Annotated in this window: 24 protein-coding genes; 21 read left to right on the plus strand and 3 right to left on the minus strand. The window is 65.9% G+C overall.

Going from position 1 to position 26,982, the window contains the following annotated elements; translation table 11 throughout:
• Positions 1-50 precede the first annotated feature (50 nt).
• A complete protein-coding gene (gene pcrA, locus LGT36_RS00655; protein WP_226096092.1) occupies positions 51-2,414 on the plus strand; it encodes a DNA helicase PcrA in 2,364 nt (787 codons plus the stop codon).
• An 81-nt stretch (positions 2,415-2,495) separates the two neighbouring features.
• Positions 2,496-3,452, plus strand: a complete 957-nt coding sequence (locus LGT36_RS00660; RefSeq protein ID WP_226096091.1) for an L-lactate dehydrogenase — start codon at positions 2,496-2,498, stop codon at positions 3,450-3,452.
• Between the two features lie 62 nt (positions 3,453-3,514).
• Here the strand turns inward: LGT36_RS00660 and LGT36_RS00665 are convergent, their stop codons facing one another.
• On the minus strand, positions 3,515-5,707 hold the full coding sequence (locus tag LGT36_RS00665; RefSeq protein ID WP_226264527.1) for an MMPL family transporter: 2,193 nt from the start codon (positions 5,705-5,707) through the stop codon (positions 3,515-3,517).
• Positions 5,708-5,949: 242 nt separating this feature from the next.
• Between LGT36_RS00665 and LGT36_RS00670 the strand changes: the two genes are divergently transcribed.
• The 5 genes from LGT36_RS00670 (at position 5,950) to LGT36_RS00690 (ending at position 11,482) form a co-directional block, all read left to right on the plus strand.
• A complete protein-coding gene (locus LGT36_RS00670; protein ID WP_226096087.1) occupies positions 5,950-7,329 on the plus strand; it encodes a sensor domain-containing protein in 1,380 nt (459 codons plus the stop codon).
• Positions 7,326-7,985: a response regulator transcription factor gene (locus tag LGT36_RS00675; RefSeq protein WP_226096085.1), complete on the plus strand. Its 660-nt coding sequence runs from the start codon at positions 7,326-7,328 to the stop codon at positions 7,983-7,985. Before LGT36_RS00670 ends, LGT36_RS00675 begins: the two co-directional genes overlap by 4 nt.
• Before the next feature lie 110 nt (positions 7,986-8,095).
• Positions 8,096-9,262 (plus strand): ADP-forming succinate--CoA ligase subunit beta, encoded by a 1,167-nt coding sequence (gene sucC, locus LGT36_RS00680; protein ID WP_226264528.1) that lies wholly within the window; start codon positions 8,096-8,098, stop codon positions 9,260-9,262.
• Positions 9,263-9,271: 9 nt separating this feature from the next.
• Positions 9,272-10,162 carry a succinate--CoA ligase subunit alpha gene (sucD, locus tag LGT36_RS00685; RefSeq protein ID WP_226095276.1) on the plus strand — a complete coding sequence of 297 codons (891 nt, stop codon included), beginning with the start codon at positions 9,272-9,274 and terminating at the stop codon, positions 10,160-10,162.
• A 48-nt stretch (positions 10,163-10,210) separates the two neighbouring features.
• Entirely contained in the window at positions 10,211-11,482 is a 1,272-nt protein-coding gene (locus LGT36_RS00690) for a DUF6350 family protein (RefSeq protein WP_226095277.1), read from the plus strand.
• On the opposite strand, the gene LGT36_RS00695 is transcribed toward LGT36_RS00690, so the two are convergent.
• Positions 11,403-11,807, minus strand: a complete 405-nt coding sequence (locus LGT36_RS00695; RefSeq protein ID WP_226095278.1) for a hypothetical protein — start codon at positions 11,805-11,807, stop codon at positions 11,403-11,405. The two genes, LGT36_RS00690 and LGT36_RS00695, sit on opposite strands and share 80 nt — an antisense overlap.
• 48 nt (positions 11,808-11,855) lie before the next feature.
• On the opposite strand from LGT36_RS00695, the gene purN reads away from it, so the two are divergent.
• The 5 genes from purN to LGT36_RS00720 all read left to right on the plus strand — a co-directional run bounded on the left by purN (position 11,856) and on the right by LGT36_RS00720 (position 15,954).
• Positions 11,856-12,494: a phosphoribosylglycinamide formyltransferase gene (gene purN, locus LGT36_RS00700; RefSeq protein WP_226095279.1), complete on the plus strand. Its 639-nt coding sequence runs from the start codon at positions 11,856-11,858 to the stop codon at positions 12,492-12,494.
• The gene (gene purH / locus LGT36_RS00705) at positions 12,491-14,050 is read left to right on the plus strand and encodes a bifunctional phosphoribosylaminoimidazolecarboxamide formyltransferase/IMP cyclohydrolase (protein WP_226095280.1); all 1,560 of its coding nucleotides are present in this window, start codon (positions 12,491-12,493) and stop codon (positions 14,048-14,050) included. The genes purN and purH overlap by 4 nt, the downstream gene beginning before the upstream one ends.
• 5 nt (positions 14,051-14,055) lie before the next feature.
• A complete protein-coding gene (locus LGT36_RS00710) occupies positions 14,056-14,319 on the plus strand; it encodes a hypothetical protein (RefSeq protein ID WP_226095281.1) in 264 nt (87 codons plus the stop codon).
• A gap of 172 nt (positions 14,320-14,491) precedes the next feature.
• Entirely contained in the window at positions 14,492-15,169 is a 678-nt protein-coding gene (locus LGT36_RS00715; protein WP_226095282.1) for an MFS transporter, read from the plus strand.
• Positions 15,170-15,255: 86 nt separating this feature from the next.
• Positions 15,256-15,954, plus strand: coding sequence for an MFS transporter (locus LGT36_RS00720; RefSeq protein ID WP_248642135.1), 699 nt, complete (start codon positions 15,256-15,258; stop codon positions 15,952-15,954).
• A 64-nt stretch (positions 15,955-16,018) separates the two neighbouring features.
• Here LGT36_RS00720 and LGT36_RS00725 read toward each other — a convergent pair whose 3' ends face one another.
• A complete protein-coding gene (locus LGT36_RS00725; RefSeq protein WP_226264529.1) occupies positions 16,019-16,852 on the minus strand; it encodes an MIP/aquaporin family protein in 834 nt (277 codons plus the stop codon).
• 146 nt (positions 16,853-16,998) lie between these two features.
• Between LGT36_RS00725 and LGT36_RS00730 the strand changes: the two genes are divergently transcribed.
• The 9 genes from LGT36_RS00730 (at position 16,999) to nagB (ending at position 26,981) form a co-directional block, all read left to right on the plus strand.
• A complete protein-coding gene (locus tag LGT36_RS00730) occupies positions 16,999-18,216 on the plus strand; it encodes an NADP-dependent isocitrate dehydrogenase (protein ID WP_226095297.1) in 1,218 nt (405 codons plus the stop codon).
• 49 nt (positions 18,217-18,265) lie between these two features.
• Entirely contained in the window at positions 18,266-19,252 is a 987-nt protein-coding gene (locus LGT36_RS00735) for a malate dehydrogenase (RefSeq protein WP_226095298.1), read from the plus strand.
• 132 nt (positions 19,253-19,384) lie between these two features.
• On the plus strand, positions 19,385-20,578 hold the full coding sequence (locus tag LGT36_RS00740; RefSeq protein ID WP_226095299.1) for an ROK family transcriptional regulator: 1,194 nt from the start codon (positions 19,385-19,387) through the stop codon (positions 20,576-20,578).
• A 56-nt stretch (positions 20,579-20,634) separates the two neighbouring features.
• Positions 20,635-21,948: an extracellular solute-binding protein gene (locus LGT36_RS00745; protein ID WP_226095300.1), complete on the plus strand. Its 1,314-nt coding sequence runs from the start codon at positions 20,635-20,637 to the stop codon at positions 21,946-21,948.
• Between the two features lie 130 nt (positions 21,949-22,078).
• Positions 22,079-23,038: a carbohydrate ABC transporter permease gene (locus LGT36_RS00750; RefSeq protein ID WP_226095301.1), complete on the plus strand. Its 960-nt coding sequence runs from the start codon at positions 22,079-22,081 to the stop codon at positions 23,036-23,038.
• A complete protein-coding gene (locus tag LGT36_RS00755) occupies positions 23,035-23,877 on the plus strand; it encodes a carbohydrate ABC transporter permease (RefSeq protein ID WP_226095302.1) in 843 nt (280 codons plus the stop codon). The genes LGT36_RS00750 and LGT36_RS00755 overlap by 4 nt, the downstream gene beginning before the upstream one ends.
• Positions 23,874-25,316: a glycoside hydrolase family 3 protein gene (locus LGT36_RS00760; protein WP_226264449.1), complete on the plus strand. Its 1,443-nt coding sequence runs from the start codon at positions 23,874-23,876 to the stop codon at positions 25,314-25,316. The genes LGT36_RS00755 and LGT36_RS00760 overlap by 4 nt, the downstream gene beginning before the upstream one ends.
• 2 nt (positions 25,317-25,318) lie before the next feature.
• The gene (locus LGT36_RS00765; protein WP_226095140.1) at positions 25,319-26,206 is read left to right on the plus strand and encodes an ROK family protein; all 888 of its coding nucleotides are present in this window, start codon (positions 25,319-25,321) and stop codon (positions 26,204-26,206) included.
• On the plus strand, positions 26,199-26,981 hold the full coding sequence (nagB, locus tag LGT36_RS00770; protein WP_226095141.1) for a glucosamine-6-phosphate deaminase: 783 nt from the start codon (positions 26,199-26,201) through the stop codon (positions 26,979-26,981). Before LGT36_RS00765 ends, nagB begins: the two co-directional genes overlap by 8 nt.
• The last annotated feature ends 1 nt before the right edge of the window (position 26,982 follow it).

Consider the following 26,982-nt stretch of genomic DNA (forward strand, 5'->3'; position numbering starts at 1 on the left):
TGCTCCCGGCGTGCGCCGTTGTCGGATGCGACGCCTAGACTGGTGCCGCCATGGATGCACTCTTCGACATCGCGTCCGCCGGTTCCTCCCCGCTGGTTGAGGGCCTCAACCCAGAGCAGGCCAAGGCCGTCGTGTACGACGGCCGGGCCCTGCTGATCTTCGCGGGCGCTGGATCCGGTAAGACTCGCGTACTGACCCACCGGATCGCCCACCTGCTGGAATCCGGCAGGGCGCGACCGCACGAAGTGCTCGCCATCACCTTCACCAACAAGGCCGCCGGAGAGATGCGCGAGCGCGTCCAGGCCCTCGTGGGTCCCGAAGCGCGGCAGATGTGGGTGTCTACTTTCCACTCTGCGTGCGTGCGCATGCTTCGCCGCGACTATGAACTCGCAGGCCTCAAGTCGACGTTCTCGATCTACGACACCACGGACTCTGTCGCCGTCATGAAGCTCGTCATGAAAGAGCTTGACCTTGACCCCAAGAAGTTCACCCCCAAGTCGCTGTTGGGAAGGATCGGCACCTTCAAGGATGAGCTGATTGACCCTGAGATGGCGGCCGCCGCTGGGGAGGCCGCCTCGCGCTACTCCATCGATCACGCCGCCGGAAAGGCCTACGGCGCGTACCAGCGTCGGCTTGAGGCGGCCAATGCGGTGGACTTTGACGACATCATCGTCAAGACGGTCCGCCTGGTCCAGAACCACCCAGAGGTCGCGGAGCGCTATCGCGCTCAGTTCCGGCACGTGCTCGTCGACGAGTACCAAGACACCAACCACGCTCAGTACGTGTTGGTGCGCGAGCTGGTCGGGGACACTGGTCGTCTCACCGTCGTCGGTGACGCTGACCAGTCCATCTACGCCTTCAGAGGCGCGACGATTCGCAACATTCTTGAGTTCGAGAAGGACTACCCGGAAGCGGAGGTCATCAGGCTCGAGCGCAACTATCGCTCGACCCAGAACATCCTCACCGCTGCCAATGCAGTGATCGCGAACAACGTCGGCAGGCCGGTCAAGAACCTCTGGACTGACGCGGGCGCAGGCGAGCGCATCGTCGGCTACGCGGGTGACACGGAGCAGGACGAGGCGCTGTTCATCGCCGACGAGATCAAGCGGCTCACCGCATCCGCGAACGTGGCGCCAGCCGATATCGCGATCATGTATCGGGCCAACGCGCAATCTCGCGCCATCGAGGAGCGCTTCATTCGCGCCGAGATCCCGTACAAGGTGGTGGGCGGGACGCGCTTCTATGAGCGTCGCGAGATCAAAGACATGCTCGCCTACCTCGCTGCTGTGGTCAACGAAGACGACGACGTGGCGACTAGGCGTGTCATCAACACCCCCAAACGTGGCATCGGCGACACAACCGTAGAGGCGATCGAACAACTGCGTCGCACCCTGTCACTGGAGGAAGAGCGCGCGGGGAGGCCGGGCGTGAGCTTCGGTTCGGCGTTGCGGCGTGCGGAAGACCTCGACCTCGCGGCCCGCTCGGCACGGCCAGTGGCTGAGTTCGTATCACTCATGGACGATTTGCGGTCCCTCGCGGCCGACAACGGACCGGCAGGCGTGCTCGATGCCATCGCCGATCGATCAGGAATGCTGCGCCAGATGCGCGCGAGCGAGGATCCTCAAGACGCCAGCCGCATCGAGAACATCATGGAGCTTGTGGCCGTGGGGCGCGAGTTCACGGAAGAGAATCCCGACGGCACGCTGGCTGACTTCCTGGAGAAAGTCGCGCTTGTCGCCGACGCCGACCAGATTCCCGACGCTGACGGCTCCGGTGGGGTGGTCACACTCATGACACTGCACACCGCCAAGGGGCTCGAGTTTCCTGTCGTCTTTGTGGTCGGTCTCGAAGATGGGACTTTCCCCCACATGCGCTCCATCGAGTCGGGCGATGTGAAGGACCTCGAGGAGGAGCGCAGGCTCGCCTACGTCGGTCTGACCAGGGCGCGGGAGCGGTTGTACTTGACGCGCGCCGAGGTGCGCTCCGCATGGGGTGCGCCTCAGTACCTCCCCGTCTCGCGTTTTGCGGAAGAGATTCCTGCCGACCTCGTGGAGTGGAAGCGCTCAGAGACGTCGATGTCCTCCTTGAGGGCAAGAACGGAGCGCCGCGGCTCCGGCGGCTGGTCGAGCACGTACGGTGGCGGCGCCTACGGAGGCAGCCAGGATCGCGACGACGGCAACACCTACGCGAAGGCAGGCGCCGTCACGAGCAGGCGCATCCCGCCGAGCCCGCCAGGCACGGCTGAAGGAGACGCTGGCTTCGAGGTCGGCGATCGGGTCACCCACGACGGTTTCGGCATGGGCAAGGTGGTTGGCACGGAAGGTGCTGGTCGCCACGCGGTGGTGAAGGTGGACTTCGGTGCGACCGGAGTCAAGCGCTTGGCGCTGCGGTTCAACGCGCTTACCAAGTTGTAGCACTAGGCGTTGGATCCTGCGGCGGCGCTCACAGACGGCCCGCCGGTAGTCTTGAGGGCACTCCCCACGAAAGGATCCCCGGTGGAAAGCAGGACCTCGAAGGTATCGATCATTGGCGCCGGCGCGGTGGGCTCGACCCTCGCGTACGCGGGACTGATGCGCGGATTCGCGCGCACCGTCGCGCTCTTTGACATCAACAAGGCCAAGGTCGAAGCGGAGGCGCTCGACTTGTCCCAGGGCATTCAGTTCATGCCAGAAGCGAACGTCATCGGCTCCAACGACATCTCGGTCTGTGCAGACTCCGACGTGGTGGTCATCACCGCTGGCGCGAAGCAACAGCCGGGCCAGTCGCGACTCGAGTTAGCTGAGGCGACCATCGGCCTGATGGACAAGATCATCCCGCCGCTCATTGATGTCTCGCCGAACGCCATCTACATCCTGGTCACCAACCCTGTCGATGTCGTGACGTATGCGGCGCTCAAGGCCTCAGGTATGAGTCCCACCCAGATGTTCGGGTCCGGAACGGTGCTCGACTCGTCACGGTTGCGGCATCAGATCGCCCGAGAGTGCGGCGTCGCCGTGGGTAACGTGCACGCCTACATCGCTGGCGAGCACGGTGATTCGGAGGTCGCGTTGTGGTCCTCCGCGAGCATCGGCGGAGTGCCCCTGGTGGAATGGCATGACGCAGAAGGCAGGGTCATCATGACGCCTGAAACGTGCGAGCGGATCCACCGCGACGTGACCCGCTCGGCCTACCAAATCATCGAGGGCAAGGGCGCGACCAACTATGCGATCGGTATCGCTGGGGCACGCATTGTCGAGGCGGTGTTGGGAGATCAGAACCGGGTACTGCCCATCTCGACGCTGGTGGACTATCCGGGAGTCGGCGAGGTCTGCATGTCGCTGCCTGCCGTCGTGGGACGCAGTGGCGTCAGGCACCGCGTTGACGTCCGCATGAACGAGGAGGAGCGGGCAGGGCTTGAAGCCTCCGCCCGCTCGATCCGCGAGGTTGCAGTGAGATTTGGCGCGGCCCGCTAGCGCTCGCGGCCAACGCGAAGGTGGGGCGGCGTCACCCTGACGCCACCCCACCGCTCGGTTGGTTACCTCACGCGCGCTGGCACGAGCGCGACGTCGGGCTCCCGATCGAGGTACTGCGTCGAGTCGCCCTCCACCTGGAGTTGGGGCAGCCACTGCAGCCACCTCGGCAGGTACCAGTTGGCGTCGCCCAACAGAGCCATGACGGCGGGCACGAGGAGCGACCTCACCACGGTCGCATCGAGAATGACGGCTACCGCTAGCCCAAGACCCATCTGGTTGAACTCGGCCAAGTCGCCGATAGCGAAGCCGGCGAAGACAGCCACCATGATGAGCGCCGCTCCCGTGATGAGGGAACCGGTGCGCGAGAGCCCGAAGGCGATCGCGTCGCGAGTGTCTCCTGTGGCGCTGTGCCGCTCCTTGATCCGGCTCAAAAGGAACACGTGATAGTCCATCGACAGCCCGAAGAGGACCGCGAACAAGAACAGCGGAATCCACGGCGCGATGCCTCCTACGACAGGCATGCCGAGAGCGTCGGCCGCCCAACCGAACTGGAACACCGCGACGAGCACGCCGTATGCGGCAGCGGTGGACAGCACGTTGAGCACGATGGCGGTGCCAGCGATGGTCACCGACCGGAAGGTCACGAGCAACATGATGAGCGACGCCCCCAACACGATGAGCGCAACCCATGGCGCCGCGTCGGTGATGAGCTTGGTGAAGTCGATCGTGTCGGCCTGCTCCCCGGTGACATAGGCGCGCGCGCCGGTGCCCTCCAGGTACTCCGGAATCGTCTCGGAACGCAAGTCCTTCACCGCCTGCTCCGCCTTGATGTCGGCCGAGTCGTAAACGTCCTTGGTCTCGATGAACGCGACGTCGCCCTCCCAGGAAAGGGACGTCTCGGCGAAGGCTTCCGACGCCTCGACGGCCGACGCAAGGGCCTCGACTTCGGCGCGGGCGTTGCCAGCGTCGTCAATCACGATGAGCGAGGAGGCCTGGCCGAAACCGAAGTCCTCCGTCAACACCTCGGTCGCTTGCTTGAACGGCACGTGGTCGGGAAGAGCATCGGTCCCGGGGAACGTGAGTCGCATCGAGAGCGCTGGCAGCGCGAGCGCGGCGAGCACGCCGAGCCCAGCAACCGCAGCCACCGCCGGGCGCTTCAAGACGCCCCTCGCGAGGGCAGACCAGGCGCGAGGTTCCGCACCAGGGTGTGAGATGGGCAGGGATCCCTTGTTGACTCGTTGCCCCAGCAGACGCAACACGGCTGGGAGCAACGTGAGCGCACTGATGACGGAGAAGACGGCCACGATCATGGCACCCGATCCGAGGCTGACCATGATGGTCGAGGGAACAACGAGCAGACCTGCGAGTGAGATGAGCACCGTGATGCCCGAGATGAGAACCGCCCTGCTCGCCGTGTTGCCCGCAATGGCCACGGCATCGGTCACGCTGCGGCCGTGCGCGAGTTCCTCCCTGAAGCGTTGGACGATCACGAGCGAGTAGTCGATGCCGAGCGCCAGCCCCATCATCGTGATCATGTTGAGAATGAAGAACGACAGGTCGAAAGCGCGCCCGACGATCGCGGTCGCACCTACTGCCGACACGATCGACACGAGCGCAACCATGAGCGGCAAACCGGCCGCCATGAGCGCGCCGAAGACCACCAGCAGGATGACGATGGCAGCGCCGATGCCGATGAGTTCGCCACGCACGAGGCTCTCGGTTCCCAGTTTGTCGAACGCCGCGTAGGCGCTGTCCTCTCCGTAGGTGTAGACGGAGAAGCCCTCGAGGTCCATTCCTGCCGTGGCGTCATTGAGCGCCGTGCCGAGATCCTCGGGGTGGTCGAGGGACAGCGTCGCGGTCAGGAGTGCCGTTGACTGGTCTGCCGACACGGGAGCGGAGTTGGCGACGGTCGGCACCTCAACGCTCTCGATGCCTTCGAGAGAAGCGATCGTAGTGCGGGTGGCTTCGATCGCCGCCAGGAAGCTTGAGTCGGGGAAAGTGAAGGTGTCGGACTCGACGATGATGGTCTCGGTGACCACCTCAGCCGCGTCTCCGCGCAGCGCCTCGTCGAGGTCGTTCGCCGTTCCCGATTCCGTCTCGATGAGCGCCTTGTCGTCTTGAACGAGCGCGTCGCCAAGTGAGCCTGCAGCCGCGAGCGCGGCCACGAGTCCGATGATCCACGCGACGATGATGAGCCACGGCCGCGCGGCAGAAGCCCTCGCGACGCGACCAGTGAAGCCAAGTTTCATGATCATTCTCTCCTTGAAGGGGGTGACGGCTGCCTGCCAACCGCCGAGCGCATATGCCTCTCAGTGAGGACGCTACGGATGGAGGTAGTTCCTGGTCTGCCCGCTTCAGAGGGGTCTTCTCGCCCCCCTCGGGGGGTTTGTTGCTCGCGCGTACGAGGGACCCGCCGCGGCCGTTCACCCGAGCGAGGGAAGGGGATTTCCGGCTCGCGAGTGTGGTGCCGCGTCTCGGGGACGGGCACGATGAGGTCATGACTGAACGCAACGCGTACGTGGCGATCCTTTTCCAGGCCCGCTTCTGGCGAGAGGCCGCCTACTTGCTGCTAGGCCTGCCCCTCGGGATCCTGTGGGGCGTGTACGCAGTCACGATGTACGCGGTTGGAGTGTCGCTCGTCATCGTGTGGGTAGGAGTCCCGCTGCTCGTGTTCACGCACGTGTCCATGAGGTGGATCGGCGCCTCGGAACGGCTGCTCGCAAACTCCATGATCGACGCGCGCATCGCGGCGCCGCCGGCGAGGAGGTCAGCACGACGAGATCGACCTGACGGGCGGGAGCAAGCAGGCACGTGGTCGTCGCTCGGGCGGTGGGCCCAGGACGTGATGTTCGATGCGCACGCGTGGCGCGTGGCGCTGTGGTGCTTTGTCAGGATCACTCTTGGCGCCGTTGGCTTTTCCTTCGCACTTCTTGCGGTCGTGTTGCCGATCACAGCGGTCTCGGCGCTTGTGCAGGCCGCCGTCTACCGCTTGGGGCTCGCCAACTGGTACGGCGACCCCGGAAACGTCAACGACATCGTGTCGTTCTGGGTTCTCGTGGGTGCCCCCGTCGTCTTGCTTCTCATTCCGGCCTTCGCGTGGCCGGTGCGAGCGCTCGCGCTGCTCCACGCATCGTTTGGCCGCTGGGCGCTTGGCGCCAGCCCCAGCGAGGACGTGAAGGCGGCGACGGAACGCGCCGAACTCGCGGAAGAGCAGGTGAGGATCGACCAGGAACTGCACGACTCGATCGGTCACATGATCACCATGAACATCATCCAGGCAGGCGCAGGTGCGCACGTGTTCGACACCGACCCCGAGTTCGCGCGTCAGGCGCTGAGGAACATCGAGGAGCGAGGACGTGCGGCGATGGGCGAGTTGGACCGCATCATCTCCGCCATTCGCGGGGACCAGCCGGAGGCGAGAACGCCCTTGCCAGGGATCGACGACATCGCCCGCCTGATCGAGGAGTCGCGCACCGCGGGTATGGAGGTGTCGTATGACGCCCAGTACCCCAAGGCGCCAGCCGCGGTGGGCAGGGCGGCCTTCACTGTGGTGCGAGAGGCGCTCACCAACGCGGCGCGGCACGCCCCTGGCGCTCCCGTCGCCGTCAGGATTGCCCACGACGCCGACGCCCTTGGCATCGAAGTCATCAACGGCAAGCCAACAGAGGCGAGCGCGCAACGCCCTCACGCAGGGGGAGGAAGAGGATTGTCGGGTATCCGCGACCGCGTGACGCTCCTTGGCGGACGTTCATCGGCCGGTCCGGAGGCCAACGGCTTTGTAGTGCGCGCCTTGCTTCCCCTTGAGGCGACGTTGTCGGAGACCGTCGCCGACGCATCCTCGCCCTGGGCGTCATTGCGTGAGAAGGTGTCGGCGTGAGAATCGCGATTGTTGACGACGACCCTCTGGTGAGGATGGGCCTGCGAGCCATCGTCGGCTCGGAACCCGATTGGGAGGTCGTGGCAGAGGCAGGCGACGGGAGAGCGGCGCTAGACGTCGTCGCCACCCACAACCCAGACCTGGTCCTCATGGACATTCGCATGCCCCACATGGACGGACTGGAGGCGACGAGGGCCATCACATCCGGCCCCTCCGGCGCGAAGGTGATCGTCCTGACCACGTTCGAGGTCGACGAGTACGTTTTCGAAGCCATGCGGGCGGGGGCTTCAGGATTCGTGCTCAAGCGGGTTCCGCCAGCAGAGCTGATCGAGGCCGTCAGGGTGGTCGCCTCTGGTGAATCGATGCTCTTTCCCGCGTCCACGCGGCGCGTCATCGAGCGCTTCGCGGCGCCGCCCAGTGCGGTGGGCATGCCCGATCTGACGGAGCGCGAGGGAGATGTGCTCCGCCTCCTTGCACGGGGGCTATCCAACGGCGAGATCGCCGCCGACCTGTTCGTCTCCGTCGAGACCGTGAAGTCTCACGTCGCGTCCATTCTCATGAAACTGGGAGTGCGCGACCGCACTCAAGCGGTGATCGCCGCGTACGAGACCGGCTACGTGACGCCCGGACTCGCGGAGGAGCCGGACGCGCGCTAAGCCTGAGGCCTGCTGACACACCGCACAGGCATGCCCGACGCTCGGGCTAGGCTGGGTCCATCGTCCCCCACAAGGCTGCGAGACCCGCGCCCCAAGCGTCAAGGAATCCGATGGACCTCTTCGAATACCAAGCGCGTGACATGTTTGAGAAGCACGCCGTACCCGTGCTGCCAGGCATCGTCGCTTCCACTCCCGCCGAGGCAAGGGCCGCGGCCGAGAGCCTCGGAGGCGGCACCGTCGTCGTCAAAGCCCAGGTCAAGACGGGCGGTCGCGGCAAGGCTGGCGGCGTCAAGGTCGTCCACAACCCGGCCGACGCTGAGGCAGCCGCAGAGGCCATTCTTGGCATGGACATCAAGGGCCACACGGTCCATAAAGTGATGATCGCCGCCGGTGCGAAGATCGCGCAGGAGTTCTACTTCTCCATCCTGTTAGACCGCTCGGAGCGCCAATACCTTGCCATGTGCTCCGTCGAGGGCGGCGTGGAGATCGAGGTGCTCGCGGTCGAGCGGCCAGAGGCGCTCGCGAAGGTAGGGGTCGACCCACTCGTGGGCGTGGATGCGGCGAAGGCTGCCGAGATCGTGGCCACCGCTGGCTTCCCGTCCGAGCTCGCCGGGCCCGTTGCCGACGTGATCGAGAAGCTGTGGGCCGTGTACCTGGAAGAGGACGCGACGCTCGTCGAGGTCAACCCGCTGGTGCTCACAGAAGACGGCAAGGTCATCGCGCTCGACGGCAAGGTCACGATCGATGAGAACGCGGCGTTCCGCCAAGAGGGCCACGCAGCGCTTGAGGACAAGGACGCGGCCGACCCCCTCGAGGCGAAGGCCAAGGCGCTTGACCTCAACTACGTCAAGCTCGACGGCGCCGTCGGCATCATCGGCAACGGAGCCGGTCTCGTCATGTCGACGCTCGACGTGGTCGCCTATGCAGGCGAGCAGTTCGGCGGGGTGAAGCCAGCCAACTTCCTCGACATCGGCGGAGGCGCTTCAGCGGCCGTCATGGCCAACGGGCTCGACGTCATTCTCGGCGACCCCCAGGTCAAGTCAGTCTTCGTCAACGTATTCGGCGGCATCACCTCGTGCATCGAGGTGGCGAACGGAATCGTCGGGGCGCTCGAGACGCTCGGCGACGCGGCTACCAAGCCCCTCGTCGTCCGCCTTGACGGCAACTCCGTTGAAGAGGGCCGCGCCATCCTGGCAGCGGCCAACCACCCCCTCGTGACCATTGTCGAGACCATGGACGGCGCCGCGGCCAAGGCCGCCGAGCTGGCCGCCGCTTAAGGAGACACCATGGCAATCTTTCTCACCGCGCAGTCAAAGGTCATCGTCCAGGGCATGACCGGCTCTGAGGGCATGAAGCACACCGCCCGCATGCTCGCCTCTGGCACGCAGATCGTCGGCGGAGTGAACCCTCGCAAAGCCGGCACCAGCGTCGACTTCGAGATCGACGGCGCCACGCGCTCGATTCCCGTTTACGGCTCGGTAGCGGAGGCGATGTCCGCCACTGGCGCCGACGTGTCCGTGCTCTTTGTGCCGCCAGCGTTCACCAAGGGCGCCGTCATGGAGGCCGTCGACGCGGGGATGCCGCTTGCCGTGATCATCACCGAAGGCGTGCCGGTCAAGGACACCGCGGAGTTCTTCACGTATGCGCAGGCAAAGGGCACGCGCCTCATCGGCCCCAACTGCCCTGGCCTCATCACTCCTGGCCAGTCCAACGTCGGCATCACCCCCGCCACCATTACTGGCCCCGGCAAGATCGGGCTTGTGTCAAAGTCGGGCACCCTGACGTACCAAATGCTGTTCGAGTTGCGCGACATCGGTTTCACCACCGCGGTCGGCATCGGCGGTGACCCCATCGTCGGCACCACGCACATCGATTGCCTCGAGGCGTTCCAGAACGACCCTGACACCGCCGCCATCGTCATGATCGGAGAAATCGGTGGCGACGCTGAGGAACGCGCGGCCGCCTACATCAAGGACCACGTGACCAAGCCAGTGGTGGGCTACGTCGCAGGCTTCGAGGCGCCGGAGGGCAAGACGATGGGCCACGCAGGGGCGATCGTGTCTGGCTCCGCTGGCACCGCCCAGGCCAAGAAGGAGGCCCTCGAGGCGGCAGGCGTCAAGGTGGGAAAGACTCCATCGGAAACCGCGCAACTGATGAGGGACATCCTCACGCCTTAGCGCGCGCCGCTCCCGGCGAAGGAGTCGGGGCCGGGTGACCATGGCGTCATGACTTCTCCGGCCACGTCGCTAGGGCGCGCCACGACCGCGACCGCCCATGCGGTGACCGAGTCGGTGGCACGCGTGCGCGCCGCCGCGCCAGGATGGGTCGGGGGAGCTCTTGCCGGGATTCAAGCGGCGTTGTTCTCCTTCGCGCTCGTACTCATCCCCGTATGGGTGGCGGCGGCAGCTGCAAGCGACGCGACGGTGTCATGGGGTGAGTCGAGCGGCGCCGCAGCGCGCATGTGGCTCATGACATTCGGCGCTCCGTGGGCCGTCAATGGCGTGCCGGTGACGCTTGTGCCACTCGGGGTCCTGGCCCTGACCGTGATGATGACCGTGCAACTGGCACGGCGCTTCGCGGCAGCCACCTGGTTCGCTGGACTAGCGACCGTCGCAGCCTTTGCCGCGACGGTGGGAGTGACCACATCGATCGCATGGTCGGGCGTCGAAGACACGACGGGTCGCGTCGTCGGCGCCGTCACGTGGGCGGTGCTGCTCGCCGCGCCCGCCGTCGCTTGGGGGCTCATCAGGCAACGGGGCGCCACCATGGCGTGGCTAGATCGGATTCCCGCTTCCGTGCGAGGTGGTGCGCTGATGGGGCTCGCGATGACGTCGGGCGCAGTCGTCATGGCCTCGCTTGTGTTGATGGTGTCCGCCTTCCAGGCACGCCAGCAGCAAGCCGACGCCGTGACCGCCTTAGGAGTCGACTCGGCCGGCGGACTCGCCTTTGCGTTTCTCGAGACGGCCTACGCGCCCACGCTGGTGGTGTGGACGGTGTCGTGGCTGAGCGGGGCGGGCTACTCGCTTGGAGGGGTGATGGTGACGTCGGCGCAGCCTTTGCCTGATGATCTTCCCGCCGTACCGATCTTGTGGTCACTACCGCATGCGTCTGGGGGGCTCCTCGCCTGGAGCCCCGTTCTGTTCGTCGTCCTTGGCGCGTTCGCGCTCGTGGCGCTGCGATCACGTCTTGGCTCCGGTTGGCAGCCCCTTGTCGCTATCGGCGTCGGGGGAGCGGTCACTGCGGCGATTGTCGGCGCCGCGTCTGCCTTGGCGCACGGCGCGATCGGGCCAGGCACGCTGGCCTCCGTGGGCCCGCAACCAGCTGTCTCCGCGGCGCTGTTGGCCTCCCAACTCGCGCTGGGGGCAGTGATGGCGTGGGCGATCTTGCGACTGTTCGCCCCGCGATCGCTGCCAGCCGCTACGGCAACTTCACCCCGTAATTCTCCTCCAGCGCCTCCCGATACTCCTCCTCGCACTGAAGACGACCCTGATGAGTGAGTGCTGAGCGCAGGCACCTGTCGTGCTCAGCCGATTCCTCGGCAAAGACCACCCATGCGAACCCGGCGATGGACAACATGATCGCGAAGACTCCTCCCATGGACAGCAGCACGCGCAACATGGCGACGCGAGGCACCCCCATGGTCGCGACGAGCGCGAGCGTCACCAGGATTCCGCAAGCGATACCCAGGGGAAGCACTGCGAAGCGGTAGGGAAACGGCATCGCTGTCGCGATCCACGACAAGAGCAGACAGCCGACCAGCCACAAGGAGTAACGCCTCAGGCTGGCGGGCAGCGTCGGAGTGCTCTTCGCTGGTTCTGTCACGCGGTGTTCCGTTCCATCACGGTTCCAGCATGCCGATAGGGTCTGTCTGTGACAAACCGGCCGGCGCGCCTTGTGGTGCTGATCTCGGGGGCAGGCTCCATCATGTCAGCCCTGATGGCGGCGGCGCGCGAGGACTCCTTTGGTGCGACTGTGGCGGCGGTCATCTCTGACAGGGCAGACGCGGGCGGCCTTGAGGTCGCCGCGAGCGCGGGCATCCCCACCGCCGTCGTGGCGCTCGCCGATTTCCCTGACCGCGCCACGTGGGACCGCGCACTCACTCGCACCATCGCGGCATTCGATCCCGAGCTCGTGATCTGCGCAGGGTTTATGAAACTTCTCGGCGAGCCGACTCTGGCAGCCTACGGAGGCCGCATCGTCAACACGCATCCGGCGCTCTTGCCAGCGTTTCCCGGCGCGAAAGCCGTCGATGATGCTCTTGCGGCGGGAGTGAAGGTCACCGGTTGCACGGTCATGCTCGTGGACGAAGGAGTCGATACCGGCCCTATCCTGGCTCAGGCGGCCGTCGAGGTGCGGGACGATGATACGAACGCCGGTCTGCACGAACGGATCAAGGATGCCGAGCGAGAGCTCGTGGTTTCCACTGTTGGCACCATGGTGCGTGAGGGGTGGACGGTCGACGGCCGTCTGACGAGGCTTGGACAGGACCTGGAAAGGGACAACGAATGAGCGAGCGGCAGCCTGTACGGCGCGCCCTGGTATCCGTGTACGACAAGACGGGAATCGAGGCCCTCGCGAAGGGACTCGCCGCCGCTGGAGTGCAGATCGTGTCGACGGGTTCGACCGCCACGCGGATTGCTGAGGCGGGTGTGCCCGTCACCTTTGTCGAGGAAGTGACGGACTTTCCCGAGTGCCTTGATGGCAGGGTGAAGACGTTGCACCCGCGCGTGCACGCAGGCATCTTGGCCGACAGGCGGCTCGAGTCGCACCGCGCGCAATTGGCGGAACTGGGCATCGAGCCCTTCGACCTCGTCGTCGTCAACCTGTATCCGTTCGCGGCAACCGTCGCGAGCGGGGCGTCAGAGGGAGAGATCGTCGAGCAGATCGATATCGGCGGCCCGTCGATGGTGAGGGCGGCCGCAAAGAACCACCCGTCCGTCGCCGTCGTGGTGGATCCCGCAGGATACGACGCCGCGCTGGACGCTGTGAGAGAGGGCGGCTTCACTCTTGAGCAGCGGCGAGCGTTGGCCGCCAAGGCCTTCCGCCACACGGCCGACTACGACATTCACGTCGCGTCGTGGATGGGCAACGTCATGGCGCCTGACGACGCAGTCAACGGCCTTCCCGGCTGGATGGCGGCCTCTTATGAGCGCATCGGCACGTTGCGATACGGCGAGAACCCTCACCAGGCGGCGGCCGTCTATGGCGATCCGCTGGCACCAGGGGGGCTCGCCCACGCGCGACAGTTGCATGGCAAAGAGATGAGCTACAACAACTACGTCGACGCCGACGCTGCGGTCAGGGCCGCTTACGACCACACAGGCACGGCGGTGGCAGTCATCAAGCACGCGAATCCTTGTGGCATCGCGGTGGCAGGCAACGTCGCTGAAGCGCACAGGAAGGCTCACGCGACCGATCCCGTGTCCGCCTACGGTGGAGTGATCGCGACGAACAGCACGGTGACGGCCGAGGCCGCTCGTCAGATCGCGGAGATCTTCACAGAGGTCGTCGCCGCCCCTGCATTCGAGCCTGCGGCTGTCGACATCTTGAAGACCAAGAAGAACCTGCGCATCCTCGAGGTTGACCACCTGACGCTCGGCGCCGAGTCGCGTCGGATCTCTGGCGGATTGCTCGTGCAAGCGGCCGATGCTCTTGATGCTCCAGGTGACGCGTCAGGGACGTGGGTGCAGGTTGCAGGCGCCCCCGTCGACGCGGCCACGCGGGCAGACCTTGAATTCGCATGGAGAGCATGCAGATCGGTCAAATCAAACGCCATCCTGCTGGCAAAGGACGGGGCCGCTGTTGGCATCGGAATGGGGCAGGTGAACAGGGTCGACTCCTGCAAGTTGGCCGTCGAGCGCGCCGGGGCCGAGCGGACGGCGGGCGCGGTGGGCGCCTCCGACGCATTCTTCCCCTTCGCCGACGGTCTCCAGGTGCTGATCGATGCCGGCGTGAAGGCAGTCGTGTCGCCAGGAGGATCGGTGCGCGACCGCGAGGTCATCGACGCCGCCAACGCCGCTGGGATTGCTCTGTTCCACACCGGCACTCGGCACTTCTTCCACTAAGCATCATGAGCGACCCACACCTGACTCCGCGACGCGTAGCGCTTGGCGCGCTCGTCGCCGTGTGGGTGCTGGTGGCGCTTGCCTTCTTCGCCTCTCCTGGTGTGGCGGTTCTCGCTCTTGCCGCGTTCGCGTTTGCGGGGGCGGTGGCTCGCGTGCGTACGCCGCTACGGCGTTCCTTTATGGTGCGTCGGCGCGCCATCGACGTGATCGTGCTTGCCGCATTCGGAGTGGCCCTTGCCTACCTTGGCCTGACAGCGAACCTGGGGTAGGCCGTTCCCTTTTCGAGAGCGGGCTCGCGGGGTGCCAACTGTCGGGCCCGCGCCGTGATCAGACCTGTACCGCTGTCAGACCCGCGAGGTACTCTCGTTCGCGGTGCCATCGCCTGTTCCCCGTGGCACGCGAACTGCCATGTGGCTCGCAACCTGCGTGAAAGGCAACCCCATGTCCGTCCCCACGGCCACGACCCCGGCCGCTGACGTCGCCGAGACCGCTCGCAACAACCTCGTCATTCGACTCCTGATCGTCGCGGCCTTTACCGTCATCCTGAACGAGACGATCATGGGGGTGGCGATCCCGCACCTCATGGAGGACCTGGGCATCACCGCGGTGGCGGCGCAGTGGCTCACCACTGCCTTTCTCTTGACGATGGCAGTCGTGATCCCGATCACGGGCTTTTTGCTCCAGCGGCTCACCACGCGAGCGGTGTTCATGACTGCCATGGCGCTGTTCGCGACGGGCACGCTGCTCGGCGCGCTCGCGCCAGGGTTCTCGGTGCTCGTGCTCGCGCGCGTGATTCAAGCCAGTGGCACCGCGATCATGTTGCCGCTGCTCATGACCACGGTGATGAACCTGGTCCCCGCCGCCGAGCGCGGCCGCCGCATGGGCAACATCACCGTCGTCATCGCGGTCGCTCCCGCCATTGGCCCCGCGATCTCAGGGGCGATTCTGAGCGTTCTCGGTTGGCGCTACTTGTTCCTGTTTGTGCTTCCGGTGGCGCTCACGGTGCTCGCCCTTGGCTACGCGCGCATGGTCAACGTGGGCGAGGTGGTGCGCTCTCGGCTCGACATCCCTTCGATCCCCTTGGCGGCCGTGGGTTTGGTGGGGTCGTCTTCGGGCTGAGTCGCTTCGGCGAAGCCCCTGAGGACCGCGACCTCACCGCGATCGGCGTCACCCTTGCGCTTGGCGTCGTCGCTCTGGGCCTGTTCGTGTGGCGCCAGCTTCACCTGCAGCGCGCTGATCGCGCCTTGCTCGACTTGCGCACGTTCCGCACGCCGGCGTTCACCCTGTCGGTCTTGATGTTCGTGGTGAGCATGATGGGGCTGTTTGGCACCATCATCCTGCTACCTCTGTACACCCAGAATGTGTTGGGTATGAGCGTGCTGGCTACCGGACTGCTGCTGCTTCCCGGTGGGCTCACGCTGGGCCTGCTCGGCCCCGTCGTCGGTCGCGCATACGACCGCGTGGGGCCGAGACCCTTGCTTGTCCCCGGTTCGATTCTTGTGGCGTCCTCCATGTGGGCGCTCGCCCTCGCCACGGGGGAGAGCACACCGTGGGCCGTGCTGCTGGGTTGCCACATCGTGTTCAGCGCGGGCCTGTGCATGCTGTTCACACCGCTGTTCACGTCGAGCCTTGGCTCACTGCCGCGCCACCTCTATTCGCACGGCTCAGCCACCTTGTCGACCATGCAGCAAGTGGGCGGCGCCGCAGGAACCGCCGCGTTCGTCTCCGTCATGGCGGCCGTGGCGGCCTCACGTATTGCAGGCGGTGCAAGCGAGATCGCAGGCACGGCCGCTGGCGTCCGGTCGGCATTCTTCTTGAGCGCGGTGATCAGCACCGTCGCGATCGCCATCGCGTTCTTTGTACCGAAGCCGTCGGAACCGCTTGAGAGGGTTGGCGGCCACTGATTTCGTAGACGCCCAGCGCTCTCAGGCGCTTCAGCGTTGGCGGCGGTGCGGTGAGACCCGGCCGCTAGGCGTCAGCCGGTTCGAGCGCTGGTTCCGTGTCCGCCACCGGTCCATAGATCCTGAAGAGCAGGCCCACGATCGCGCCGCCAAGAATCGGAGCAAGCCACCACAGCCACAGCTGTCCAAGCGCCCACTCATCGGCGAACAATGCGGTGGCCGTCGCCTTTGCCGGATTGAGCGCACCGTTGGTGAACGGGATGGTCCACAACATCAGGGCGGCGAAGGTCAGCCCTGTGGCGAACGGCGCGATCGCGCGGGTGATCCTCTTTGCGGCGACGGCGAGGACCACGAGGGTCAGGAGTCCGGCCGCAATCATCTCGACGGCGAGCGCGACTGGGATTCCAAAGTTGAGTCCTGAACTTGCCAGTGGTGCGCGATCGTCGAAGCCTGGCGCCACGGCGCCCATCAGTCCCATCGCGGCCTCCCCGTTGACAGCCTCGAGCGATCCCATGCCGAGTCGCACGACTCCGGCGCCTGCGATGCCGCCGACGACCTGCGCGAGGATGTAGGGCACGACGTCGATTCCGGGTAGACGTCCCGCCAGCCACGCGCCCACGCTGACCGCTGGGTTGAAGTGGGCGCCAGAGACGGCGCTGAACACCACGGTTCCGATCATCAGGGCGAGGCCGAAGGCCAGCGCGGTGTCGAGCGGGCCCCTTCCCTGAACCGCCACCATCGCGGCGGTGCCCACGCCGAGCAACACGAGCACGAAGGTGCCAAGAGCCTCGGCGCCGAGGCGGGCTGGCAGCGACGGCAAGGCGAGTTCGCCCGACCAGGTGTCGGCGACGAGGTCGTCGGTGAACTCGTCGGATTCTGTTGGCGTCGTCTCGTCTGCCATGACTGTCTCCTCGTGTCTGCGGTGCTGGTCCCTCTGGACGCATCCTTGCATGTACGTCGGTAAACGTCTCTGCGGAACGTAGGGGTGTCGTCGGTGGACTAGCCTGGTTCCTGCACCCACGCCGCGTTGTTGAGGAGAGCCGCCGCATGGCAAAGATCAAGGTAGAAGGCACCGTCGTCGAACTCGATGGTGACGAGATGACGAGAATCATCTGGCACTTCATCAAGGAGCGCCTGATTCATCCCTACCTCGACATCGACCTTGAGTACTACGACCTCAGCATCGAAAACCGCGACGCGACGGACGACCAGGTGACGCACGATGCCGCCCACGCCATCAAGAAGCACGGCGTCGGCGTGAAGTGCGCGACCATCACCCCTGACGAGGCGCGCGTCGAAGAGTTCGGGCTCAAGAAGATGTGGGTCAGCCCTAACGGCACGATCCGCAACATCCTCGGTGGCGTCGTGTTCCGCGAGCCGATCATCATTTCCAACATCCCGCGGCTGGTCCCTGGCTGGACCAAGCCGATCGTCATCGGCCGTCACGCCCACGGCGACCAGTACAAGGCCACCAACGTGAAGGTCCCGGGTGCTGGCACCGTGACGCTAACCTTCGCACCGGCCGATGGCTCCGACCCCGTTCAGTTTGAGGTTGTCAAGATGCCTCAAGACGGCGGCGTCATCATGGGCATGTACAACTTCAACAAGTCCATCGAAGACTTCGCGCGCGCGTCGTTCGCCTACGGCCTTCAGCGCGGCTACCCCGTGTATCTGTCCACCAAGAACACGATCCTGAAGCAGTACGACGGAGCCTTCAAGGACATCTTCCAGGACGTGTTCGACCGCGACTTCAAGGCGCAGTTCGACGCCGCTGGCCTCACGTACGAGCACCGCCTCATCGACGACATGGTGGCCTCCGCCATGAAGTGGGAGGGCGGCTACGTGTGGGCATGCAAGAACTACGACGGCGACGTCCAGTCCGACACTGTCGCTCAGGGCTTCGGTTCGCTTGGTCTCATGACGAGCGTGCTCATGACGCCAGACGGCCAGACGGTCGAGGCGGAAGCCGCCCACGGAACGGTGACCCGTCACTACCGCCAGCACCAGGCAGGCAAGCCCACCTCCACCAACCCGATCGCGTCCATCTTCGCGTGGACCGGCGGGCTCAAGCACCGCGGCAAGCTCGACGGCACGCCAGAGGTGACGGGCTTCGCCGAGACCCTTGAGGACGTCGTCATCAAGACCGTTGAATCGGGCAAGATGACCAAGGACCTCGCCTTGTTGGTTGGCCCCGATCAGGAATGGCTCACCACGGAAGGCTTCCTCGAGGCGCTCGACCAGAACCTCAGCGCGCGCCTCGGCTAGCACCACCACCACCACCCCAGGGCATCGTCGCCCAAGGAAGGCAACGACCATGACTGTCCCCGTCAATGTCACCGTCACAGGAGCCGCAGGTCAGATTGGCTACGCCCTGCTGTTCAGGGTGGCCTCCGGTCAACTGCTCGGCCCCGACGTGCCCGTGAGGCTGCGCCTGCTGGAGATCCCTCAAGCGGTGCGCGCCGCAGAGGGCACCGCCATGGAGCTCGAGGATTGCGCCTTCCCGCTGCTGGCAGGGATCGACATCTTCGACGATGCCAAGGCGGCTTTCGACGGCACCAATGTGGGACTCCTGGTGGGAGCGCGCCCGCGCAGCGCTGGGATGGAACGCGGCGACCTGTTGGCGGCGAACGGCGGCATCTTCGGTCCGCAGGGCGAGGCGATCAACGCTGGCGCCGCCGACGACGTGCGCATCTTGGTAGTGGGGAACCCTGCCAACACCAATGCGCTGATCGCTTCTGCTCACGCGCCCGACGTGCCCGCCGAGCGTTTCAATGCGATGACCCGTCTTGACCACAACCGCGCGCTCGCCCAGTTGGCCGCCAAGACGGGCGTGCCGGTGCGCGACATCGACAACGTGATCATTTGGGGCAACCACTCCGCCAAGCAGTACCCCGACATTGCTCACGCTGTGGTGGCGGGCAAGCCAGCGCCCCAGGTCGTGGGCGACGACGCTTGGGTTCGCGACGCCTTCGTGCCCACCGTCGCGAAGCGGGGGGCGGCGATCATCGAGGCGCGCGGAGCGTCGTCGGCCGCCTCCGCTGCGAACGCCGCGATGGAGCACGTGAACGACTGGGTCAACGGGACGGCCGAGGGAGTGTGGACGTCTGTGGCGTTGCCTTCCGATGGCTCGTACGGGGTCCCGCAAGGCCTCGTGTCGTCGTTCCCCGCCGTGTCGAGGGACGGCGCGTGGGAGATCGTGCAGGGACTTGAGATTGACGCCCACGCGCGCGAGATGATCGACATCTCGGTGGCCGAATTGGTCGAGGAGCGCGACGCGGTCACTGAACTGGGCCTGCTGTAGTCAACCGGTTCAATAGCTCGAAGGCCCGTTGCCGAGGTGACGGGCCTTCGTTGATTACGGAACGGTAACAATCGCAGAGTTTTCTCAATCTGGCTCTTGCCAATAGTTTGTTCGTAACCTTTACTAACAAACATGAGCCCAGTGCAGAGCACGCCCACCGAACCCGAGTCGCGGGCCGGAAATGCCCCGACCAGGAGGCGTGCCTTGGCTGCCACCGTGCGCGCAGGGGCGCGCCTCACCCCCGAGCACGCGCGTCGCCACAACAGGGCGCTCGTGTTGCAGGCGCTCTACAGGGGAGAGGGACTGAGCCGCGCTGATCTCGCCAGAGAGGTCGGCTTGACGCGCGTCACCATCTCTGACCTCGTCGCAGACCTCATTGCCGAAGGAATCGTGGTCGAACTCGGCGTTCGAGCAGACTCGCGCCCGGGAAAGCCAGCGACCGTCCTCGACCTCGATAGGCGCGGCTTCAACGTCATCGCCATTGACCTCTCCAAGGACGCCATGTTCCGCGGCGCGGTCACCGACCTCGACGGCACGGTCCTCCACCGCCACGAAGTGGATGTCATGGGACTGACCGGCAGCGCCGCTGTCGATGCCGTCATCGAGGTGTTGGACGCCCTCGCCGCCGCCACCTCAGTACCCGTGCTCGGCGTCGGCGTCGGTTCGCCAGGCATCGTCGACGCCAAGGGCGTGGTGCTCCAGGCACCCAACTTGGGTTGGGCGGACGTCCCGCTCCAGGAACTGCTCACCCAGCACACGGGGCTCGCGGTGCTCGTCGCGAATGACGCGAACGCCGCCGCCCTGGCCGAGCGCACGTTCGGCACCGGCGAAGACGACATGATGCTCGTGCGCATCGGTCGCGGCGTTGGCGCTGGCCTTGTCGTCGGCGGGACGCTGGTCCAAGGGGCGAACTCCGCCGCCGGCGAGATTGGCCACGTCGTCGTCGGCACCGACGGCGGCGACACGTGTGCATGCGGCAAGGAGGGCTGCCTCGAGACCTGGCTGGCCATCCCTCGCCTCACCGAACGCCTCGCTCAGGCGGGCAGCCCGCAGGAGCGGGACGCCATCCTCGCCGCCGCTGGCGAGCGTCTCGGCATCGCCATCGCGCCCGTGGTCGGCGCCCTCAATCTTCGCGACGTGATCCTCTCAGGACCCGTCGAAATCCTTGACGGAGTGCTGCTGGACAGCGCCGTCGCCACACTTCGCGGGCGCACCCTGCCCGAGATACACGGTGGATCAGAACTGCGCGTCACTGCGCTGGGCAGAGACATCGTCGTGCTGGGTGCTGCCGTGATGGTCCTTATGGGCCAGTTAGGGGTCTCGTGACCCCGCCCCGGGCGCCGTTCGGGCCCGGATACCATCCCCGAGACAAGGAAAAGGCAATGAAGAAGAAGACACTCGCGGCCGTTGCTATGGCAACTGCCGGAGTCCTCGCACTCGCAGCCTGCGGGTCCTCCAATGAGCCTGAGGCGACCACCTCGGGGACGAGCGAGCCGGTAGCGGCCGCCGAGGACATCACGCTGTGGCTGATGGGCACCGACACCCCTGACGCACTCATCGACTACCTGAAGACGACCTACGCGGATGTCAATGGCGGAGAGCTCACCGTCGAGCAGATCGGCTGGGGAGACGCCATCTCAAGCCTCACCACTGCGCTTCCCGACGCGTCGAACACGCCTGACGTCACCGAGGTGGGCAACACCCAGGCCGCCACCTTCACCACCGTCGGCGCCTTCATGGACATCTCTGACATGTACGACGAGCTCGGCGGCGACTCCCTGCTGCAGGGATTTGTTGAGGCTGGCTCTGTGGGAGACGCCAAGTTTGCGCTGCCGTACTACTTCGGCTCTCGCATGGTGTGGTACCGCGCGGACCTCTACGAGGCCGCAGGCGTTGAGGTGCCCACGACCCTCGCCGAGTACACCGAGGTCAACAAGGCCATGAAGGACGCGGGCATTGCTGGCTCCTACACGGCCGGCCAGGACTGGCGTTCAGGCATCTCCTGGATCTTCGCCAATGGCGGCGACATCGCGTCCTACGACGGTTCGGAGTGGACGGCGACCCTGTCCTCACCAGAGGCGATCGAGGGCATGGAGCAGTGGCAGGAGCTCTACACAGAGACCTCTGTTGCCCAGCCGACGGACAACGACACGACCACCTACCAGTCCATCAACGATGACTTCCTGGCAGGTATCCCCGCAGCATCGACGATGGCTCCCAACTGGGCCTACTGGTCGCTCGGCGATCTCTCCGAGAACGACGAGGGCGAGACCGTTGCCACGTGGAACGACGAGAAGTTCGGCGCCTACGCCCTTCCGGGCGTGAACGGCGGCATCGCGCCGGTGTTCGCAGGTGGCTCCAACATCGCCGTCTCTGCCGCGACGCAGCACGAGGCTGGCGCGAAGGACCTGATGCGCATCATCTTCTCTGAGGAGTATCAGACGATGCTCGCAGAGAATGGTCTTGGCCCGGCCAACCTTGACTACGCCGACGCTTACGTCGAGGTCGCGGCCATGGGCGAGATCGGCCTGGCAGCCGCAGAGGCCGCCAAGCTCACCCCTGCTGCACCCGGTTGGGCCGCCGTCGAGGAAGCCGCTCTCATGGAGCAGTACTTCCAGGCTGTGGCAGAGGGCGGCGACGTTGCCGCACTCGCCGCCGAGTACGACGAGAAGATCAACGCTCTCATCAACGGCTAGTCGCTACCACGACGCAAGCCGAGAGCAGTAGTTCCCGCTGACCGGCCCGGGTACCGCGAGGTGCCCGGGCCGGGCGGGGGGAGCGTAGCCTCCCCTCACATTTCTACTCTTCACCGAGAGGTCAACGACCATGACTGCCACTGCGCCGGTGCCAGTGCCGGATACCGTTGCGAACCAGCCGCCACCGCGCCGGCCGCGCAAGACTCGCTTCGCATCGCTGCCTTACTGGCTGTCGGTTCCAGCGATCCTGACACTCCTGGTCGGCATGGGGTACCCCCTCGTGTGGCAGGTGTTCAACTCCTTCAGGGAGTACGGGCTGGCGCAACAGTTCGGTCAGGCGCCCACCTTTGTTGGCCTCGACAACTACACCCAGCTCCTCACCGACGGCGAGTTCTGGGCTGTGCTGCTCAAGTCGATCGCCTTCATGGCGGTCACCGCCAGCGCGACGATGATCGCTGGCATCGGCCTTGCGGTGCTCATGAAGAGCATTCCCTCGTGGTCGCGCATCGCGTTGCAAGTCGCCCTCCTCCTCGCCTGGGCCATGCCGATCGTGGCGCAGATGACCGTCTGGAACTGGCTCATTGATGACCGCAACGGCGTGCTCAACTACGTGCTCACCCTGTTGCCAGGTCTCGACATGACGGGCCACAACTGGCTGGTGAACCCATGGAGCTTCTTCGGGGTCGCCTCCCTCATCATCACGTGGGCGTCCGTACCGTTCGTGGCGCTGTCCGTCTACGCGGGCCTGACTCAGGTGTCTGACGAGGTCAAGGAGGCCGCCCAACTCGATGGCGCAGGCGAATTCAGCATGCTTCGCCGCATCACCCTTCCGATCCTGAGGCCCATCCTGGTCATCTTGCTGCTGTTGCAGTTCATTTGGGACCTGCGGGTGTACGCCCAGATCGAGCTCTTGCAGGGCTTCGGTGCCCGCGGTGGCAAGTACGACCTGCTCGGTACGTACATCTACGGCCTCGGGGTTGGCCAAGGCCACTTCGGCGTGGCCGCCGCCGCCGCCATGCTCGTCATGCTCTTCACCATTGCGCTCAGTTGGTTCTACGTGCGCGAATTGCTCAAGGAGGACGGACAATGACCCGCAAGCGATCGCCGCTGCGCTACCTTGGCGCCGCGCTCGCCGTCGTCCTCGCCCTGGCGTGGGCCTTCCCCGTCTACTGGATGGTCAGCAGTTCTTTCCTGTCGGCCGCGACCATCTCGCGCCTCACGCCCACGTTTGTGCCCTTCGACGGAACGCTGAGCAACTACCGCGCCGTCCTCACGGACTCTGGCTTTGTGGCCGCGCTGCAGATGTCGCTCGTGGTGGTGGGGATCGCACTCGCCGTCTGCATCAGTTTCGCCTTTCTTGGGGCCCTCGCCATCTCAAGGTTCCGCTTCCGCGGGCGCAAGGCGCTCGTCCTCGCCGTCATCCTCGTCCAGATGCTGCCTGCAGAGGCGATGTTCATCGCCCAGTACAAGATGATCTCCGGCTTCGGACTGCTCAACTCCATCGCGGGCGTCTCGATCATCTACATCGCCATGGTGGTGCCGTTCACCATGTGGATGCTCCGCGGTTTCGTGGCCGGGGTCCCCGCTGATCTCGAAGAGGCGGCGATGATTGACGGGTGCACCAGGATGGGAGCGTTCATGCGCGTGACCTTCCCGCTCCTCGCGCCGGGCCTCGTCGCCTCCGGAGTATTCGCCTTCTTGCAGGTGTGGAACGAGTTCGCGCTCGCGTCGATCCTGTTGACCTCGGACGCCAGCCAGACGTTGCCGCTATGGCTGCGCGACTTCGCCCAGCCGTCGAGCCTCGCCATGATTGAGTGGGGCCAGGTCATGGCCGCCTCGACGCTCGTGGCAGTGCCGGTCATTATCTTCTTCCTCGTGGTGCAGAACAGGATGACCGCGGGCCTCGTGGGCGGGGCGGTGAAGGGATGAATCCCCTCGCCTTCCTCATGCCCGGTTTTGAGGGCACCACGTTGCCCGGGTGGGTCGACCAGAGCCTCCGTGACGGCATGGGAGGGGTCTGCCTTTTCGCCACCAACGTCGGCTCGCCAGGCCAATTGCGAGAACTCACCGGCGCGATCTACGCAGCCAACCCCCACGCCGTCGTCGCCATCGACGAGGAGGGCGGCGATGTCACGCGGCTGTACCAGGCCGTCGGCTCGCCCTTTCCAGGCAACGCCATCCTCGGCAGGCTTGACGACGAGGCACTGACGGAGGCTGTGGGCACTCAGGTCGGCAGGGAGCTGGCCGCCGTCGGCGTCGGTATGACGTTCGCGCCCGACGCGGACGTCAACAGCACCGCCCTCAATCCCATCATCGGGGTGCGTAGCTTCAGCGCCGACCCCGCAGCGGCCTCCCGCCACACGGCAGCGTGGGTCCGTGGACTCGAGTCCACGGGTGTCGCCTCGTGCGCGAAGCACTTCCCTGGCCACGGAAGCACCGTTCAGGACTCGCACCACTCGTTGCCGACCATCGACGTCGACGAGAAGACGCTCGAGGGCCGCGAGCTGCCTCCGTTTGCGGCCGCGATTGCGGCGGGCGGCCGCGCCATCATGAGCTCACACATCATGGTGCCCACGCTCGATGTCGACCTGCCTGCAACGTTCTCGCGCACCATTTTGCGCGACACCCTCCGCGACCGCATGGGTTTCGCCGGCGTGGTGGTCTCCGACGCTCTGGACATGGCGGGCGCGAGCGCTGGCAGAGGTATTCCCGCGGCGGCGGTCGCGGCGCTGCGCGGCGGCTGCGATCTGCTGTGCATCGGCACCGCCAACACCGAGGAGCAGATGCGCGAGATCGCGGCTGCCATCGCCGACGCCGTCGATGCTGGGGAACTCGACCGCGCGGAAGTCGCAGTGGCGCAGCGGCGGGTCGAGGGGCTGGGTCGCGAGCTTGCCGACGCTCGGGTTGCCTCCCAGCAACATGCCTTCACGCCCGGCGAGGTCCCCGGCCTCACGCCTCGGACCGTGGCGGGCGCCTTCGCGGTGACGAATGACGCCCGCAGCCTCCTCGCGCAAGAGCGGCCCCGGGTTCTCGTACGCATTGAGACGGCACCGTCGATGGCCGTCGGGCCATCTCCTTGGGGACCCTTCGCGACCTACGGGGTTGAAGCGGTGGCAACCGTCACGCCGCAGAGCGACCTGGCCAGCGCGGTCGAGGAGGTGCCAGCCGACTCGCTCGTCGTCGTCATCGGCCGTGACAATCACCGTCACGGACTCGCGGCGCCCGCCGTCGACGCGTTGAGGCGCACTCACGACGTCGTCACTGTCGATATGGGGTGGCCCGAGCCCGACGCTGGCTTGGCCGACATTGCTACGTACGGAGCTTCCCGCCTCGCGGGCACCGCGCTCCTCGATCTGCTGGGATGGTGACCGTGAGACTCGGGGTAGACATCGGCGGTACCAAGACCGATGCGGTGGTAGTTGACGACGATGGTCGGGTGCTACATCGCCACGTGTGTCTCAGCGGTTCTGGGGCAGCGGCCGTGTTAGCAAACGTCACCGACGCCGTCGATCAGGTATGCGCGCAAGCCGGGATCAGCCCGAACGCGCTGGAGTCCATCGGCGTTGGTGCGCCAGGATCGGTGGTAGACGGGGTCGTCACGTATGCCCAGAACCTCGACATCGCACGCCTCGACCTCGCTCAGGAGCTGGAGAAGGCTTGGGGTGTGCGGCCGACGGTCGACAACGACGTGAATGCGGCAGCCGTCGGTGCCTGGGTGACCGCTGGCGGTGGCAAGGACTCCATTGCGCTGCTCAACCTGGGCACTGGCCTCGCCGCAGGCGTCATTCTGGACGGCAGGCTGTGGCGAGGGGCTCGCGGTTCCGTCGGAGAGATCGGGATGATCTCTTTCGACCCCGCAGGGCCGGAGGGTCCTGACGGGCTGCGGGGAGGGCTCGAGACCTGCGCCTCTGGAAGTGGCATCGCTTGGCAGGCGGGCGGGGAGCCTGCCGAGTCGGTGTTGGCAAGGGCCGACAACGACGCCGACGCCGCCCAGATTCGCGACCGATTCTTCGAGGCGGTGGCGACGGCGGTGCGGGTGTTGATTCTGACGTTCGATGTCGAGGAGGTGCTGGTGGGGGGAGGACTGACCCGCATGGGCCCGACGCTCATGGAGGGCGCGAGGCGCGTGATGCGAGACTGGGAGAGGCGGAGCGATTTCATGCGGTCCCTCGACCTGACGGCGCGCACGCGCGTGCTGGATCCCGATGTGCCGCTTGCGGCCATCGGCGCCGCAATGAGAGGAGCAGGCCGTGGCTGAAGTCATCATTGTCGATAGCGCGGAGGCGGCCGGCAGGCTGGTGTCTGACCACATTGCTGAGCAGGTGCAGATTTCGCCCCAGTTTGTGCTCGGTGTCGCCACGGGCTCGACTCCGCTGCCGGTGTACCGCGCTCTTGCCGCTCGTAGGGAGCGAGGGGTGGACTTCTCTGAGGCCTTTGCCTTCGCCCTTGACGAGTATGTCGGCTTGCCGGAGGACCACCCGCAGAGCTACCGAGCCGTGATCGATCGCGAGGTCACTCAGCCGCTCGGGCTCGATCCCACCCGCGTCAACGTGCCCGATGGTCGCGCCGAGGGCATCGAGACAACGGGCGAACGCTACGAGGCCGCGCTGAACGCCAGCGGCGGCATCGACCTGCAATTGCTCGGCATCGGCACCACGGGACACATCGGCTTCAACGAGCCAGGATCGAGCTTCGGTTCGCTCACGCGCGTCAAGACGCTAACCGAGCAGACGCGCGCGGACAACGCACGCTTCTTCTCTTCGCTCGACGAGGTCCCCATTCACTGTGTCACGCAGGGGCTCGGCACGATTCTGCGCGCGAGGCACTTGGTGCTGCTCGCCTTCGGTGAGGTGAAGGCGAAGGCAGTCGCCGCCTCCGTCGAGGGGCCCGTGACCGCTTCGCTTCCAGGCTCGGCCATCCAACTCCACGAACACGTCACGGTGGTGGTTGACGAGGCGGCGGCCTCGCGCCTGAAGCACGGCGACTACTACCGCTGGGCTCAAGCGAACAAGCCCGCTTGGCAAGGGCTCTAGC

This window comes from Demequina sp. TMPB413 (assembly GCF_020447105.2).
GTDB lineage: Bacteria > Actinomycetota > Actinomycetes > Actinomycetales > Demequinaceae > Demequina.

What these genes read in the sequence shown, in the direction of transcription:
- pcrA (WP_226096092.1), top strand. Translation starts at nt 51, where the DNA reads ATGGATGCACTCTTCGACATCGCGTCCGCCGGTTCCTCCCCGCTGGTT.
- LGT36_RS00665 (WP_226264527.1), bottom strand. Translation starts at nt 5,707, where the DNA reads ATGATCATGAAACTTGGCTTCACTGGTCGCGTCGCGAGGGCTTCTGCC.
- LGT36_RS00670 (WP_226096087.1), top strand. Translation starts at nt 5,950, where the DNA reads ATGACTGAACGCAACGCGTACGTGGCGATCCTTTTCCAGGCCCGCTTC.
- sucC (WP_226264528.1), top strand. Translation starts at nt 8,096, where the DNA reads ATGGACCTCTTCGAATACCAAGCGCGTGACATGTTTGAGAAGCACGCC.
- sucD (WP_226095276.1), top strand. Translation starts at nt 9,272, where the DNA reads ATGGCAATCTTTCTCACCGCGCAGTCAAAGGTCATCGTCCAGGGCATG.
- LGT36_RS00690 (WP_226095277.1), top strand. Translation starts at nt 10,211, where the DNA reads ATGACTTCTCCGGCCACGTCGCTAGGGCGCGCCACGACCGCGACCGCC.
- purH (WP_226095280.1), top strand. Translation starts at nt 12,491, where the DNA reads ATGAGCGAGCGGCAGCCTGTACGGCGCGCCCTGGTATCCGTGTACGAC.
- LGT36_RS00710 (WP_226095281.1), top strand. Translation starts at nt 14,056, where the DNA reads ATGAGCGACCCACACCTGACTCCGCGACGCGTAGCGCTTGGCGCGCTC.
- LGT36_RS00715 (WP_226095282.1), top strand. Translation starts at nt 14,492, where the DNA reads ATGTCCGTCCCCACGGCCACGACCCCGGCCGCTGACGTCGCCGAGACC.
- LGT36_RS00725 (WP_226264529.1), bottom strand. Translation starts at nt 16,852, where the DNA reads ATGGCAGACGAGACGACGCCAACAGAATCCGACGAGTTCACCGACGAC.
- LGT36_RS00730 (WP_226095297.1), top strand. Translation starts at nt 16,999, where the DNA reads ATGGCAAAGATCAAGGTAGAAGGCACCGTCGTCGAACTCGATGGTGAC.
- LGT36_RS00735 (WP_226095298.1), top strand. Translation starts at nt 18,266, where the DNA reads ATGACTGTCCCCGTCAATGTCACCGTCACAGGAGCCGCAGGTCAGATT.
- LGT36_RS00740 (WP_226095299.1), top strand. Translation starts at nt 19,385, where the DNA reads ATGAGCCCAGTGCAGAGCACGCCCACCGAACCCGAGTCGCGGGCCGGA.
- LGT36_RS00745 (WP_226095300.1), top strand. Translation starts at nt 20,635, where the DNA reads ATGAAGAAGAAGACACTCGCGGCCGTTGCTATGGCAACTGCCGGAGTC.
- LGT36_RS00750 (WP_226095301.1), top strand. Translation starts at nt 22,079, where the DNA reads ATGACTGCCACTGCGCCGGTGCCAGTGCCGGATACCGTTGCGAACCAG.
- LGT36_RS00755 (WP_226095302.1), top strand. Translation starts at nt 23,035, where the DNA reads ATGACCCGCAAGCGATCGCCGCTGCGCTACCTTGGCGCCGCGCTCGCC.
- LGT36_RS00760 (WP_226264449.1), top strand. Translation starts at nt 23,874, where the DNA reads ATGAATCCCCTCGCCTTCCTCATGCCCGGTTTTGAGGGCACCACGTTG.